At 64.5% G+C, this 14207-nt stretch carries 15 protein-coding genes; all 15 read left to right on the top strand.

Annotated elements, in window-relative coordinates; translation table 11 throughout:
* Positions 1–110 precede the first annotated feature (110 nt).
* The 15 genes from AC1PME_RS01605 (at position 111) to AC1PME_RS01535 (ending at position 14205) form a co-directional block, all read left to right on the top strand.
* A complete protein-coding gene (locus AC1PME_RS01605; RefSeq protein WP_481097095.1) occupies positions 111–1112 on the top strand; it encodes an ABC transporter ATP-binding protein in 1002 nt (333 codons plus the stop codon).
* A 19-nt stretch (positions 1113–1131) separates the two neighbouring features.
* Positions 1132–1947 carry an ABC transporter permease gene (locus AC1PME_RS01600; protein WP_481097094.1) on the top strand — a complete coding sequence of 272 codons (816 nt, stop codon included), beginning with the start codon at positions 1132–1134 and terminating at the stop codon, positions 1945–1947.
* A 59-nt stretch (positions 1948–2006) separates the two neighbouring features.
* The gene (locus tag AC1PME_RS01595) at positions 2007–2414 is read left to right on the top strand and encodes a hypothetical protein (RefSeq protein WP_481097093.1); all 408 of its coding nucleotides are present in this window, start codon (positions 2007–2009) and stop codon (positions 2412–2414) included.
* A gap of 30 nt (positions 2415–2444) precedes the next feature.
* The gene (locus tag AC1PME_RS01590) at positions 2445–3488 is read left to right on the top strand and encodes an OmpA family protein (protein ID WP_481097092.1); all 1044 of its coding nucleotides are present in this window, start codon (positions 2445–2447) and stop codon (positions 3486–3488) included.
* Between the two features lie 564 nt (positions 3489–4052).
* A complete protein-coding gene (locus AC1PME_RS01585) occupies positions 4053–4325 on the top strand; it encodes a pilus assembly protein (protein ID WP_152236810.1) in 273 nt (90 codons plus the stop codon).
* Between the two features lie 118 nt (positions 4326–4443).
* Positions 4444–5973, top strand: coding sequence for a pilus assembly protein TadG-related protein (locus AC1PME_RS01580; protein WP_254459965.1), 1530 nt, complete (start codon positions 4444–4446; stop codon positions 5971–5973).
* Complete coding sequence (locus tag AC1PME_RS01575; RefSeq protein ID WP_481097091.1) at positions 5970–6764, top strand: hypothetical protein; 795 nt, start codon at positions 5970–5972, stop codon at positions 6762–6764. The genes AC1PME_RS01580 and AC1PME_RS01575 overlap by 4 nt, the downstream gene beginning before the upstream one ends.
* 13 nt (positions 6765–6777) lie before the next feature.
* Positions 6778–7599: a TadE/TadG family type IV pilus assembly protein gene (locus AC1PME_RS01570; protein ID WP_481097090.1), complete on the top strand. Its 822-nt coding sequence runs from the start codon at positions 6778–6780 to the stop codon at positions 7597–7599.
* Positions 7583–8263, top strand: coding sequence for a hypothetical protein (locus AC1PME_RS01565; RefSeq protein WP_254459962.1), 681 nt, complete (start codon positions 7583–7585; stop codon positions 8261–8263). Before AC1PME_RS01570 ends, AC1PME_RS01565 begins: the two co-directional genes overlap by 17 nt.
* Positions 8264–8274: 11 nt before the next feature.
* Positions 8275–8460: a hypothetical protein gene (locus AC1PME_RS01560; RefSeq protein WP_481097089.1), complete on the top strand. Its 186-nt coding sequence runs from the start codon at positions 8275–8277 to the stop codon at positions 8458–8460.
* Complete coding sequence (gene cpaB / locus AC1PME_RS01555) at positions 8457–9236, top strand: Flp pilus assembly protein CpaB (protein WP_254459960.1); 780 nt, start codon at positions 8457–8459, stop codon at positions 9234–9236. The genes AC1PME_RS01560 and cpaB overlap by 4 nt, the downstream gene beginning before the upstream one ends.
* Before the next feature lie 57 nt (positions 9237–9293).
* A complete protein-coding gene (locus tag AC1PME_RS01550) occupies positions 9294–10727 on the top strand; it encodes a type II and III secretion system protein family protein (RefSeq protein WP_481097088.1) in 1434 nt (477 codons plus the stop codon).
* Between the two features lie 25 nt (positions 10728–10752).
* Positions 10753–12474, top strand: coding sequence for a TadA family conjugal transfer-associated ATPase (locus AC1PME_RS01545; RefSeq protein ID WP_254459958.1), 1722 nt, complete (start codon positions 10753–10755; stop codon positions 12472–12474).
* The gene (locus tag AC1PME_RS01540; protein WP_254459957.1) at positions 12467–13318 is read left to right on the top strand and encodes a type II secretion system F family protein; all 852 of its coding nucleotides are present in this window, start codon (positions 12467–12469) and stop codon (positions 13316–13318) included. The genes AC1PME_RS01545 and AC1PME_RS01540 overlap by 8 nt, the downstream gene beginning before the upstream one ends.
* Positions 13315–14205 carry a type II secretion system F family protein gene (locus AC1PME_RS01535; RefSeq protein ID WP_481098048.1) on the top strand — a complete coding sequence of 297 codons (891 nt, stop codon included), beginning with the start codon at positions 13315–13317 and terminating at the stop codon, positions 14203–14205. The genes AC1PME_RS01540 and AC1PME_RS01535 overlap by 4 nt, the downstream gene beginning before the upstream one ends.
* The last annotated feature ends 2 nt before the right edge of the window (positions 14206–14207 follow it).

The following is a 14207-nucleotide window of genomic DNA, read 5'->3' as shown; positions in this document are numbered from 1 at the left end:
TTGGGCAGGCACGGAGATGCAACAGTCTGTGGCCGGGGGCGACCCCACGAGGTCTTCTATAATAGCGGCTGCACTTCTCCAGCGCCGTCGATGCGGCGCGAAGGCCCGCCTTGACTCCTGCATCCGCTCCTTCCCCGCAGACGCCGGCGCCCGCCCTGCGCGTGCGCGACCTGCGCAAGACCTACGACAACGGCGTACAAGCCCTGCACGGCGTGTCGCTGGACGTCCTGCCCGGCGACTTCTTCGCCCTGCTGGGCCCCAACGGCGCCGGCAAGTCCACCCTGATCGGCATCATCAGTTCGCTGGTCAACCTCAGCGCCGGCCAGGTCGAGGTGTTCGGCACCGACCTGAGCGCGCAGCGCAGCGCGGCCATGCGCCTGATCGGCCTGGTGCCGCAGGAAATCAACTTCAACCTGTTCGAGCAGCCCTTCGACATCCTGGTCAACTACGCCGGCTTCTACGGCATGCCGCGCGCCGAGGCCGAGCGCATGGCCGAGATCGAACTCAAGCGCGCGCACCTGTGGGAAAAAGCGCACGTGATGAGCCGCACCCTGTCCGGCGGCATGAAGCGGCGGCTGATGATCGCCCGCGCGATGATGACCCGGCCGCGCCTGCTGATCCTGGACGAACCCACCGCCGGCGTGGACATCGAGATCCGCCGCGACATGTGGCGCGTGCTGCGCGAGATCAACGCCGCCGGCACCACCATCATCCTCACCACGCACTACCTGGAGGAAGCGGAGAGCCTGTGCCGCAACCTGGCGATCATCGACCGCGGCCGCATCGTCGAGCAGGGCCCGATGCGCGCGTTGCTGGCCAAGCTGGACGTGGAAGGCTTCCTGCTGGACATCGACGGCGAGCTGCCGGCGCAGCTGCCGGCGATCGAGGGAACCACCCTGCTGGCGCAGGACGCGCATACCCTGGACCTGGACATGCCGCGGGCGATGGACCTCAACCGCGTGTTCGCCGCGCTGGGCGACGCCGGCATCCGCGTGCGCTCCATGCGCACCAAGAGCAATCGCCTGGAGGAACTGTTCGTGCGCCTCACCGGCGAGCACCGCGACGCCGCTGCGGCCACGACCGGCGCGGCCACGCCGTCCGCCACTCCCTGATGCCCCCACGGCGACGACCATGACCACCCAGACCGATACCAACCTCCCCGTTTCCGACACCACCCCCGCCCAGCGCAACTGGGTCGCGCTGGGCACCATCGTGCGCCGCGAGGTCAAGCGCATCCTGCGCATCTGGGGCCAGACCCTGGTGCCGCCGGCGATCACCATGACCCTGTACTTCCTGATCTTCGGCGGCCTGATCGGCTCGCGCGTGGGCGACATGGGCGGCTACAGCTACATGCAGTTCATCGTCCCCGGCCTGGTGATGATGAGCGTGATCCAGAACAGCTACGGCAACATCAGCTCCAGCTTCTTCGGCGCCAAGTTCGGCCGCCACGTCGAGGAACTGCTGGTCAGCCCCATGCCCAACTGGGTGATCCTGTGGGGCTACGTCGCCGGCGCGGTGCTGCGCGGGCTGATGGTCGGCGTGATCGTGCTGATCATCGCCATGTTCTTCACCCCGGTGCGCATCCCGCACCCGCTGGTGACGCTGACCACGGTGCTGCTGGGCGCGACCATCTTCTCCCTGGCCGGCTTCATCAACGCGGTCTACGCGAAGAAGTTCGACGACGTGGCGATCGTGCCGACCTTCATCCTGACCCCGCTGACCTACCTGGGCGGCGTGTTCTACTCGGTCAAGCTGCTGCCCGGCTGGGCCGAGGCCGCGACCCACGCCAACCCGATCTTCTACATGGTCAACGCCTTCCGCTACGGCCTGCTCGGCAGCAGCGACGTGCCGCTGTGGGTGGCCTACAGCCTGATGCTGGGCTTCGTGGCGGTGCTGGCGGCGCTGGCGCTGTGGTTGCTGCGGCGTGGGGTGGGGTTGCGGAGCTGATCCTGTTTGCTTCTTGAACGCCCCCCGCTAGCGCCCCCAAACGGGGTTGGGCGTTACGCATGGCATTGCTATCCTCCGGGCCACAGGGGTTTCACCGGCCCGCTCGCCGCGGGCCGCACGAGGAGCAAGGAATGAACCGATACACGGCAGTCATCGCGGCAGCAGTGCTGGCATGTGCCAGCGGCGGGGTTCACGCTCAGGACGACGGGATCGTCAATTTTGGCAAGATCGTCGGCGGCAACGCCGAGAACGGCAAGGCCTGCGGCGCCAGCCAGGCGCAGATCGATGCCTACAAGACCAAGCAGAAGCAGGTGATGCAGGGCATGTACGCACAGGTCAAGAATTTCGGCAGCGACTTCGACAACGGCTACAAGCAGGGCCAGCAAACCATGCAGAAGGCGCACGCCGCAGGCACCTACAAGCCTGACGCTGCGATCTGCAAGCAACTCTTGAGCGAGATGCGCTGAGCGCTCCCCGTCCGCACCCGAGACCCCCCGATGACCGCGATCACTCCCACGGCGCGCCGCGCCGCTCTCAGCGCCTGCCTGCTCCTGATTGCCGCCGCTGCCGGCTGCAAACGCACCGACCCGCAGCAGGCAACCGAAGTCCCCGCCCCGGCGGCGAGCGCCGCGACGCCAACCGCATCCGCGCCGGCGGCAGCGCCCGCCGCTGAAACGGCGCACCGCTTCGATGCCGCCAACATGCCTGTCTCCGAGACCCCGCTCGGCAGCTTTCCGTACCTCGGCCTGCCTGAAGGCTACGTCACCCAAAATGCGCCTGTTCGCAACGATTTCGATCGCGCGCCGTTCTGGACCGGCGACCGCGTCGAATGGGTGGAGGGCAAGGTCTATGCCGCCGCGCTCGGCACCGCCGAAGGCAAGCCTTTTTCGGGTGTGGAACTGAACCGCAATATCCAGACGCTGGTGGAATCGTTGGGCGGGCAGCGCATCGCCAGCGGACCGATTCCCGCCGATGCGGCCAAGGCCATCGGCGACAGCAAGGCGGCGGTAACCTATGTCGATGGCATCGGCGACATCTATAACGAGCCAACCGATACGTTCGTCATCCATCGCGCCGATCGCGACATCTGGATCCAAGTCTGCAGCGGCCCCAGCAGCGGTGGTCTTCTGATCGCCGAAACCAAGCCCTTCCAAGCCACCGCCAAGGTGCTGCCCGCAGACGCATTGCAGCAGCAACTGGCAAGTGCAGGCAAGGTCGCCATCCAGGTGAACTTCGCCTCGGATGCAGCCCAGATACTTCCGGACTCCAAGCCCCAACTGGAACAGGTCCTGCAGTTGCTCAAATCCGACAGCGGCTTGCGCCTGGCGGTCAATGGGCACACCGACAACAGCGGCGACGCAGCCCATAACAAGTCACTGTCCGAGGCGCGCGCTGGCGCCGTCGTGACCTACCTGACCGGCGCCGGCATCGCCGCCGATCGCCTGCATGCGGCAGGATTCGGCCAGGAACAGCCGATCGCGCCGAATACCACCGAGGAAGGCAAGGCGCGTAACCGGCGGGTCGAGTTGGTCAAGCTCTGAGCCACCGACAGGCGTGCCTGCGTACGCTTCTTTGTCCAGGGCTGCGTTGTAACGCCCGCTCTGCGCCACAACGGCGCTAACAGGATGGCGGTAGGCGGGCGCGTCGCAGCGGGCGTAGCGCCGCGGGCGCTGTTGCCGTCTGCACCGTCTTCCGCTGCAGTAAGACGGCGATCAGCCGACGTCCCTTCCTCGGCTAACTGACATCAACCACGACAGATTTTTGACTTAAACCACAGAAACTGTCATCTCCTTCAGTAAATGGCGCGCTGCGACACTTCGCAGCCGGACCTGTGTATCGGTGGTCGCGTGCCTGAGATTTGACAGATTATGTGATATGCACTCCATTTAGCGTCAATTTATTAACGCCATTTTTCTTGTAACGGCAATATCTTGACGCTACATTGGCGCCGTCCGCATCCGTTCTCGTTCGATGCATCCGCGGGCCAGAGATCAGCTTCATCTCTGTGAATGATTTCACTTACATCACCCACTCGCCACACGTTGCCGCGCGGGACGCATGTGTGCTGCCGGTCATCGGGCGAAAGAGCCAAGGAGAGGATTCAGATGAAGAACCATCGCCGTCACATCGGGTTTGGCCGCAAGCAGCTGGGTCAAGGCATGACCGAGTACATCATCATCACCGCCCTGATCGCGATCGCCGCGATTGCCGCTGTCACCTTCTTCGGCGGCACCGTTCGCAGCCAGGTCGCGGGCATGTCGAAGGAACTGGCGGGCCAGAGCGCCACGCAGTCGATCAACCGCGCCAAGAACCAGTCCAACAGCGCACAGCAGGAAGCTGACAAGACCAAGGGCATGGACGCGTACAACAACAAGTAATTCTGTTGTTGCCTGATGTCCTAGGTACCTGGGCAGTCACGCTGCCCAGGCCCTTCCTCTATTTTCCGACATGCCGGTGACGCCGCTGTAGGAAGTGCATTCGGCAAAGGAACTGCAGATGCGTGCAGCGATCGCGATTGCCAAATCACGTGTGCCGCCCCGCCTGGACGGGAAGCGCAGCATGGCCGGCCAGGCCATGGTGCTGGGGTTGGTCCTGATCCTCGTGCTATGCGTCGGCGCCATCGTGCTGTTCGACAGCGGGCAGTCGGTCAACAAGAAAGTCGAGCTCACCAACGCCGCCGATGCGGCCGCGTACAGCGTCGCGGTGCAGCAGGCGCGTGCGCTCAATTTCGCTGCCTACATGAATCGCGCGCGGGTGGCCAACGAAGTGGCGATCGCACAGACGATCAGCCTGTATTCGTGGATGAACCAGCTGCAGATGACCACGATCACGATGCGCGTCACCATGAATGTGTTGTCGCTGATCCCGTACGTCGGCGCGGTGTTCAGAGTGATCGCGACCGCCTTCCAGACAGCGGAAAACATCTTGAAAGGCATTCGAACTGCCTTTCAGCCGTTCGCACAAGGCATCATCGCCGTGCTTGACGAACTCAACGGCATCTTCGCCACGTCGGCGGCGTCGGTGATAGAAGGCGTGTCCCGTGTGGACGGCATGCTGATCGCAAGGGATGTCGTGCAACGAAACTCGGCAAATGCGAGCCTGGGGACAGTAGGCACAGGTGTGCTCGCCGAGCAGTTGCTCACCGCAGAAAGCAAGTTCCTCGATTTCAACAGGATTCCGCGCACGACCGGCACAGGCAGTGCGGCGCAGCGCAATGGTGCCGATCGCTTCCGCAATGTGGTGATGCAGTCGCGCGACGATTTCAGCAAGGACCGCGGCGATCGGGTGGGCATCGGGCTGATCAACTTCGAGAGCACAGGCGGCACCGACATGGTCGACTACAACCGCTGGGCGGCGCTGGACACCATGTCGATGGACGTCAAGATCTGGCCGATCGTGGACATCGATCTGCCGATGGGCTGGGGCGGTGCGCAAGCAGTCGACCGCTATCGCAACCAGCGCTTCCTCAACGGCTTCGGCAATGGTCAAGGCTGGTATTCCGACTGGGACAAGCGCCGCTACCGCCCCTACGGCGACAGCCTGCGCAAGAACCGCCTGGTCAGCCGCCTGGTCGAAGGCGATGCGAACGTCAGGGCCGCCAAGGGCCAGCACAAGAACGCTTTTTTCACCAGCTACAACGGCCTTCGCGACTATCACGACGTCAAGAAAAACATGGCCATGCGTCCATATTCCGGCAATGGCACCCAGATCTTCGACGAGAACGCCGGCCCGGTGTTCAGCGTGTACGCGGAAACCGAAATGCGCAACGCGCGCACCAGCGAGACCGTCGGCATCGGCAACGCCGCGGGGTCGCGTATGGCCATGCAGAACAAGGCGCAAAACGGCAAGCTGAGCGCACTGTCCTCGGCGCAGGTGTACTTCAACCGGCCGCCCAACTATGCATTGTTCCGCCGCGGCGACAACAAGGTCGAGTCGGGCAATCTGTTCAGTCCGTACTGGCAGGCGCGCCTGGTCGATACGCCGAACGCGATCAAGGCCGTCGTCGCAGGAACCGGTGCACTATGAGGTCGACGTTGCTCCGCTGCCGCAAGAGTGCCTTGGGGGCACTGCTCCTGACCTTGTGCAGCTGCAGCGCCACGGCGGTGGATGCCGACGGCGTGGAGGATACCCGCAGTTCGATGCCGCCGATCCACGTTCGGCAGACCGTGGAAATGACCCGCAATGGCGTCAACGAAGCGCGAGAGAACTACTTGGCGACGCTGCGCGACTGCCAGGCGGGCGGACTGCAAAGCCGTCCGCTGTCAGATCAGGACGTTGCACTGCTCGGCACGACCCGCTACGAACTCTGGTTCGATCGTGATACCGAGGTCGTCCGCGAGACCAGTTGGAACGTCGCAAACGACGGCGCCGGTGGCACCTGCCTGTTCCGGCTGGAGACGACCGGCAACCAGGAAACCACCACTGCCAGCCGCTACCAGCAGGTGGATCTGGCGACGGGCGAGAAAACCGACGAGGCGGCACCGCAGGACGCGCTGATCCGCACGCCGGTAGAGAAGAGCGCTCCCGCCGCGCTGTCCGACTTCCGAGGCCCGACCCAACGCAGCGTTGCCGGTCAGCCCTGCAACGAATGGGTCAAGCCGACCGGACTACGTCAGTGCGTCTGGTCGGCCGGAACGAAATGGGGATTCACCTCCGAGCCTCTGAACGACCATCGCCCCAACCGCGGCTTCATTGTCCTGGAACAAACACCCGGCGCCGATGCGGACTACAAGGTCACCACCCAGGTGATCAGCGTCGGCAAGGCATTCGACTCCGCCGCGCTCGAAGCACCGCGCGCATCGGGGAAGATCAACTAGGAGGGTCGCAAGCATGCGCCAGCGTCGACAACCGCGATTGCGCGGACGCCAGGACGGCCAGAGCCTCACCGAGGCGGCGGTGCTGTGCGCCGTCCTGGTTCCGCTGTTCCTGTTGATCCCGATCGTGGGCAAGTACATCCATTTGCGCCAGGCCACCCAGCAGGCGGCGCGCGCCGCCGCCTGGGAGGCCACAGTGGCGAAGGACTACACCCTGCCATCCGCCACGCGCATGCGCGACCTGACGGTGGACCGGCATTTCGGCAAGGCGGATACACCGATCGTGAGCCGCGCCAGCACCGGCGCTGCGCGCGATCGTGTCGACAACCCGCTGCTGAACACCTTCTCCAACCAACCGCTGCTGGAACGCGGCGACATCCGGGTCAACGCCTACAAGAACGAGCGGTCCTCCGGCATCCTCGATCGCCTCAGCAGTCTGATCAGCAAGATTCCCGGCAACTTCCCGCCGAACGACAAAGGGCTGGTGACGTCCAACCTGAGCGTCAGCGTGCAGGACCTCAAGCTCGCCAACGGCGGCAGTGCGGCGTTCCTGGAACCGTTCGACCAGCTTGGGCTGCGCATGCAGGGCAGCAACAGCCTGTTGACCGACCCCTGGAATGCAGCCGGACCGGGCACTGCCAAGAATCCGGCCAAGCGTTCCGTCATCGGTCAGGTACGCACGCTGGTACCCGGCTCTTACCTGAGCGACTCGGCGCAGCTGTTCGATCCACTCAAGATCATCCCGATCGTCGGCACCATCAGTCGATTCGAGCCGGGCTACATCGCCCCCGACGTTGTGCCCGTGGACAAGCTGGAACCCTATGCCCCGCCGCGCTGAGCCCGTGGTTCGCCTGATCCTGGCGCTGTTGGTCCTGCTGGCGCCGGCGGCCGCGTGCGCCGCGGAGTGGCCCGACGTGCCCGAGCCCGACGACGCGAAGAGCGAGTGGGTGTCCAAGCACATGATCTACAACGGTCTGCATATGCGCGCGTCGCGCTATACGAGCCAGCAGTCGCCGCAGCAGTTGATCGCCTTCTATTCGAAGCAGTGGCCCGGGCAGGTCACGGTCAACGACGTCGGCAGCAAGACCATTGTCGGCCACGCCCAGGGCGAGCATTACATCACCATCGAGCTCAACGGCGCCGGTACGGGCAGCGAAGCGCAGGTCGGCATCGTGCGCCTGCTCAAGGAGAAGCCGCGGACTGCGCCGGGTGCGGACTTCATGAAGCCGTCCGGCACCACGGTCGTCAACGACATCCAGTATCTGGACAACCCCGGACGTACGCTCGCGATGGAAAGCACGTTATCGCCGTATCAGAGCGAGGCCTTCTATCGCAATCGGCTACCGGCCGAAGGTTGGACGGCGCAATCCTCGGCGACGGCCTGTTCGATGATTTCCAACAGTTGCGTCAGCAGCTACAGCAAGGGCAAGCAGCAGATGACCCTGACCTTCAACCGCCGCGAGAAGGGCACCTCGATCGTGGTCAATCAGCTACAGCAATGAGGACGAACGCCGTGAGATCCGCCTTCCCGCCCTCCGCCCTGCAACAACGCGGCGCGGCCCTGATCGAGTACAGCATCGTCACCATGCTGGCGGTCATCGTGCTCGTGGCGCAGCCGAACATCATCCTGGAACTGATCGATTCGCTGCGCAAGGCGTACGCCAGCTTCACCTATGCGCTGTCGCTGGGGTGGCTATGAAGGCGCCTGCATTCAAGCCGAACCGCAACCTGCTGTTCATCGTGGTCGCCCTGGGCCTCGGCGCCCTGGCGGCCTTCGTCGCGGTGCGCTACGTCCAGAGCGCCGTGGCCGCGCGAACCAAGGATGTCGGCCAGACCGTCGCGGTGGCCGTGCCCAAATCCGACATGGCACCGGGGACGGTGGTCACCACGTCCGATCTGGCCGTCCGCGAGGTGCCTGCCGACCTGCAGCCCGCCGATGCGGTGACGCCGGAGAACGTGGACCAGTTCAGCGGTCGCATGCTGCGCGCGCCCGTCCGCCAGGGCGCTCCGCTGGGCGCCAGCGCGTTGGTGCCGCTGTACGACCAGTTCTCGCGCGTGATCAAGCCGGGCGCCGTCGGCTACACCCTACCCGTGGACGAAACCAACTCGATCTCCGGCATGATCGCGCCTGGCGACCATGTCGATATCCTGCTGACCGTTGAACAGGAAAACGCCGGCTCGCGCGTCATCCCGCTGCTGGAAAACATCAACGTCCTAGCGACCGGCAACCGTGTCGGCGACACGCCCGTACAGGAAGACCAGCAAGGTTTCTCCAACATCACCCTGGAACTGAGCCCGCAGCAGGCAGAGCGCCTGACGGTGGCGGCCAAGGCGGGGGCGATGCGAGTGATGCTGCGCCAGGTTGAGGACCGGAACTCGTTCGGCCTCAACGGCATGACCCAGAAAGAGTTGCTCGGCACCGCCAAGCCCGGCGGCAGCAGCGGCGTGGAATTCATCATCGGAGGCAAAGGCTGACGCATGCGCAGGACTACATGGAGTGTTTTTTTCCTTCCCATGCTCGCCGCAGCGACCATGACCATGAACAGCGACGTCCAGGCGCAGCAGCAATCCGGCCTCGTGCCGGTGCCGGTCAGGGTCGCGCCCGACACGAGAACGCAGCCGCAAGCGCAGGCCACGGGAAATCAGTCGCCGGTGCCGATGAACGGCAATTTCCCTGCGCCTGTCCCGAATCCTGCGTACCAGCGCGCCGCCGGCAACGCCGACGTCACACCGCTGCCCGAGCGCGCCCGCATCTATGCCGGCCAGGCCGCCGTGCACAGCCTTCCGCAGGCATTGAAGCGGGTGGCCGTCGGCAATGGCGAATTGGTCCAGGTGACCAATATCGGCAAGCGTGAGTTGGTCATCATCGGCCAGAAGCCAGGTGCGACCAGCGTGCATCTGTGGTTGCAGGATGGGCGCCAGATCGATGTACCGGTCGAAGTCATGGACGGCAATGCCAGCGCCACGGTGGAAACCATCCGCACGCTACTGGCCGACGTACCGAATCTGGGCGTGCATGCGGTCGCCGACCGCGTGGTGATCACCGGCCAGGACATCAATCCTGGCGTGGCTAAGCGCATCGAAGCACTGATGAAGCTGTATCCGAGCGTGCTCGACTTCACCTCCGCCGATCCGGTGGGGATGCGCCCGATGGTGCTGATGGACGTGAAGATCATGGAGTTCGACAGCAATGCCCTGGAAGAACTGGGCATCCAATGGGACAACGTGATCCAGGGCCCGGTCGGCGGACTGCTGAAGGACTTCACCACCAACGATTACTACCGGATCAATCCTTCGGGCACTCCGGCGGCGGGCGTGGTCCTGCCCAATCGCGTGCCCGGCACCCAAGCCTTCTTCGGTATCGCCACCCAGATCGGCTCGGCGATCAACCTGCTGATGAACAAGGGCAAGGCGTTCCTGCTGGCGTCGCCGCAACTCAGTGCGCGCAGCGGCGGCCAGGCCAAGTTCCTGGTCGGCGGCGAGGTGCCGATCCCGATCCCGCAGGGGTTCGGTCAAGTAACCGTGGATTTCAAGGAATACGGCATCAAGCTGGACATCGAGCCGCTGGTCAATGGCAACCAGGAGATCTCCACCCGTCTGCTGGCGGAAGTCAGCCGTGTCGATCCCACTGTCACCGTACAGGGCGTGCCTGGCTTCACCACCCGCCGTACCGAGTCCGAACTGAACGTCAAGGCGGGCCAGACCATCGTCGTTTCCGGCCTAATCGATTCCAGCGCGCAACAAGACGCCAAGAAGCTTCCCCTGCTGGGCGAGATTCCGATCCTGGGCAAGCTGTTCCGCTCCGACGGCTTCCGCGGCAACCGGACCGAACTGGTGATGTTCGTGACCCCGCGCATCCTCACCCCCGATTCGGCAGAGAACCAGGAAGGCCTGGAGCGCGGACGCCGCATCCAGGAGCGTGGCAGGGAAGCGATGCCCAAGCGCAGCAAGGACTACGTCCAGTAATCGTCCCGACTCGTAGACAGACGCCATGTTCAATATCCTGATCGACACACCCAACCGCGACCGCCGCCACGTCCGCTGCCTGCATCGCGAATGCGGTATCGGCCGCGGCGATGGCAATCTGGTCGTCCTGCAGGGCTGGAGCATTGCGCAGCAACATGCGGCGTTGAAACGCGAGGACACCGGCATCTTCATCGAGACGCTGGGCGGCCGCGCATCGGTGCTGGTCAACGGCGAAAAGGTGACCGGCAGCCGTGGCCCGCTGAGCAGCCGCGACCTGGTGCAGATCGGCGACTATCGCCTGCAAGTCGTCGGCGACGAGCCCGACGCGGCACCGGCCGCCAGGCAGGATGCCGGCGCCTTCAACGCGCCGGCGGCGCCGATCGAGGAGCACGTCGCCGCCGCAGCCAATCAGCCGATCGCCGAGCCGCAGCAGCAACTGGCGCGGCCGCAGGACCTGCCGCCGGACATCGCGGTCTACCGCGCGAAGGTCCATGCCGCGCTAGTCAAGCAGATGGATCTGCGACGCCTGGACGTGCGCAGCATGGGCGACGACACGCTGCGCGCGACCACGATCAGCCTGATCGACGACGTGCTGGAGCGGGAGTTCGCCGACCTGCCCAAGACCGTCAATCGTCGGCGCTTGGCCAAGGAGGTGCTGGACGAGGCGATCGGCCTGGGGCCGCTGGAGGACCTGATCGAGGACAACACGGTGACCGAAATCATGGTCAACGCCTACGACCAGATCTTCATCGAGCGCGCCGGCCGCATCGAGCAGTCCGCGGTGTGCTTCACCAGCGACCGCGCCGTGCTGTCGGCGATCGAACGCATCGTCACCCCGCTCGGCCGCCGCATCGACGAGAGCTCGCCGATGGTCGACGCGCGCCTGAAGGACGGCTCGCGCGTCAACGCGATCATTCCTCCGATCGCCCTGCGCGGGCCCAGCATCAGTATCCGTAAGTTCGCCAAGCGCAAGCTGGAAGGAAAGGATCTCATCGACTTCGGCTCGCTCAACGCGCCGATGCTGGAATTCCTCACGATGGCGGTGCGCGAGCGACGCAATATCGTCGTGACCGGCGGCACCGGCTCCGGCAAGACGACACTGCTGAACATCCTGTCCAACTTCATTCCCGACACCGACCGCATCGTCACCATCGAGGATGCAGCCGAGTTGAAGCTGGTCCAGCCGAACCTGGTCGCGTTGGAGGCGCGCCCGCCGAACATGGAAGGCAAGGGCCATATCTCCATTCGCGACCTGGTCCGCAATGCGCTGCGCATGCGTCCGGATCGCATCGTGGTCGGCGAGTGCCGCGGCGGCGAGGCGCTGGACATGTTGCAGGCGATGAACACCGGCCACGAAGGCTCGCTGACCACAGCGCACGCCAACAATCCGCGCGAAGCGCTGTCTCGCCTGGAAGTGATGGTGATGATGGCCGGCATGGAGCTGCCGATGACGGTGGTTCGCGAACAGATCGCCTCTGCCGTCGACCTGATCGTGCACCAGAAGCGCTTCCCTTGCGGATCACGCAAGGTCAGCCACATCACGGAAATCACCGGTGTGGAAAGCGGCACCATCCAGTTGCAGGATGTCTTCCTGTTCAAGGCCAGGTCCAATAGCGGCCGCGACGGCAAGGTCAGCGGAGAGTTCATGGCCACCGGCGCGGTGCCGGAGTTCTACGAAGAGCTCTCCGAGCGCGGCGTTCCGGTAGACCTGTCGATCTTCCGCAACGGCGGCCAGGGCAATGGATAACATCTGGCTGGTCGCCCTGCTCGCATTCAGTTGCGTCACTGTCTCCGGGCTGCTGCTGGTCCGGGCCAGTGCGAGCTTCATGCAGCGCTACCATGAGCGCTTCGTCGACCAGGCGCGGCTGAACCTGGCGGACATGTTCCTGTTCGTCGATCCGCAGATGCTCTTCGTCGCCAATGGCGTGCTGCTTCTGCTGATCCCGTTGTTGCTGTGGCTGATCAGCGGCAACCTGCTGCTGCCGATCGTGGCGGTGATCGTACTGGCGATCGCGCCACGCAAGGTCTATCTGTGGCTCAAGCAGCGCCGGCTCGATCAGATCCAGCAGCAGCTTCCGGACAGCCTGCTGATGATGTCCGGCAGCCTGCGCGCCGGTGTCGGTTTCAATCCTGCGCTGGAGGCACTGGCGCACGATGGGCAACCGCCGCTGGCGCAGGAACTGGCGCTGGTCCTGCGCGAACAGCACATGGGCGTGCGCACCGACGAAGCGCTGGAAAACTTCGCCAACCGCGTCCCCATCCCGGACGTGAAGCTGTTCGTCGCCGCCGTCGGCATCTCGCGCGAGGTCGGCGGCAATCTCGCCGAAAGCCTGTCCACCCTTGCCGAAACGCTGCGCCGCAAGCTGATCATGGAAGGCAAGGTCAAGGCGTTGACCGCGCAGGGTCGGTTGCAGGGCATCGTGATGGCCATGCTGCCGGCGGGACTGGTGGGGTTCCTGGTGCTGTTCTATCCGGAAACCATGAACCCGATGTTCCATACCCTGCTCGGCTGGTGCGTCATTGCCTTGATGTGCGTGCTCGAATACCTGGGCTACCGCATGTGCCGCAAGATCATGACGATCGACATATGAACTGGATGCTTGCCCTGGTCGCCCTGTTGGCCGTCACCGCCGTCGGTCTGGTGCTGTTCGCGTTGCGCGGCATATTGCAGGCGGTCCCGCAGGACGATCGCAACTATCAGGATCCCCTGCCGTCGGTCCTGCGACTGCTGTGGCCGCTGGTCACCGCCGCCACGCATGTGGTCGGGCCACGCCTAAAGTCCTCCCAGCTGGAGCGCGCCCATCGCAGCCTGCAATCGGCTGGGCAGGACTTCGTGCTGACGCCCGAAGAGCTCTACGGCACCCGCATCGTCGCGGCCGGCACCGTCAGTGCGGTATTCGCCGTTTTCGTGATGCTGCTCGGCAAGCTCAGCTTCGGCGCGCTGTGCATGTGTCTGTTGTTCGGCATTCCATTGGGCTGGATGTATCCGACCTTGTGGCTGGGCGAGCGGCGCAAACAGCGTAGCAAGCATGTCGTGCGCGACCTGCCGACCTTCCTGGATTTCATTACCATGGCGGTGGAGGCCGGCCTCAACATCACCGGCGCGATCGAGCAATCGGTGCAGAAGGGCCCGCCGGGTCCGTTGGCGCAGGAGTTTTCGCGCATGCTGCGCGATCTGCGGGCCGGCCTGCCGCGCGCCGAAGCGCTGCGGCGCATGGCCGACCGCATGGATATCTCGCAGATCTCCAATTTCACCAGTGCCCTGATTCAGGCCGACCGGGTCGGCGCCAGCCTCAGCGAGACCCTCCGCTCGCAGGCCATGCAACGCCGCGAAGAGCGCTTCCTGCGCGCAGAGAAACTGGCACTGGAAGCGCCGGTCAAGATGATGCTACCGCTGGTGCTGTTCTTCTTTCCGTTGATCTTCGTGGTGCTGGCGTACTTCATCTACCTGCAGATGAAGCAGCAGGGGATCCTGTGAAG

This window comes from Xanthomonas sp. NCPPB 901, from assembly GCF_056725085.1.
This window is presented reverse-complemented; position numbering and strand designations above follow the sequence as displayed.

What these genes read in the sequence shown, in the direction of transcription:
- AC1PME_RS01575 (WP_481097091.1), top strand. Translation starts at nt 5,970, where the DNA reads ATGAGGTCGACGTTGCTCCGCTGCCGCAAGAGTGCCTTGGGGGCACTG.
- AC1PME_RS01590 (WP_481097092.1), top strand. Translation starts at nt 2,445, where the DNA reads ATGACCGCGATCACTCCCACGGCGCGCCGCGCCGCTCTCAGCGCCTGC.
- AC1PME_RS01600 (WP_481097094.1), top strand. Translation starts at nt 1,132, where the DNA reads ATGACCACCCAGACCGATACCAACCTCCCCGTTTCCGACACCACCCCC.
- AC1PME_RS01550 (WP_481097088.1), top strand. Translation starts at nt 9,294, where the DNA reads ATGACCATGAACAGCGACGTCCAGGCGCAGCAGCAATCCGGCCTCGTG.
- AC1PME_RS01570 (WP_481097090.1), top strand. Translation starts at nt 6,778, where the DNA reads ATGCGCCAGCGTCGACAACCGCGATTGCGCGGACGCCAGGACGGCCAG.
- AC1PME_RS01535 (WP_481098048.1), top strand. Translation starts at nt 13,315, where the DNA reads ATGAACTGGATGCTTGCCCTGGTCGCCCTGTTGGCCGTCACCGCCGTC.
- AC1PME_RS01585 (WP_152236810.1), top strand. Translation starts at nt 4,053, where the DNA reads ATGAAGAACCATCGCCGTCACATCGGGTTTGGCCGCAAGCAGCTGGGT.
- AC1PME_RS01595 (WP_481097093.1), top strand. Translation starts at nt 2,007, where the DNA reads ATGGCATTGCTATCCTCCGGGCCACAGGGGTTTCACCGGCCCGCTCGC.
- AC1PME_RS01580 (WP_254459965.1), top strand. Translation starts at nt 4,444, where the DNA reads ATGCGTGCAGCGATCGCGATTGCCAAATCACGTGTGCCGCCCCGCCTG.
- AC1PME_RS01540 (WP_254459957.1), top strand. Translation starts at nt 12,467, where the DNA reads ATGGATAACATCTGGCTGGTCGCCCTGCTCGCATTCAGTTGCGTCACT.
- AC1PME_RS01565 (WP_254459962.1), top strand. Translation starts at nt 7,583, where the DNA reads ATGCCCCGCCGCGCTGAGCCCGTGGTTCGCCTGATCCTGGCGCTGTTG.
- AC1PME_RS01545 (WP_254459958.1), top strand. Translation starts at nt 10,753, where the DNA reads ATGTTCAATATCCTGATCGACACACCCAACCGCGACCGCCGCCACGTC.
- cpaB (WP_254459960.1), top strand. Translation starts at nt 8,457, where the DNA reads ATGAAGGCGCCTGCATTCAAGCCGAACCGCAACCTGCTGTTCATCGTG.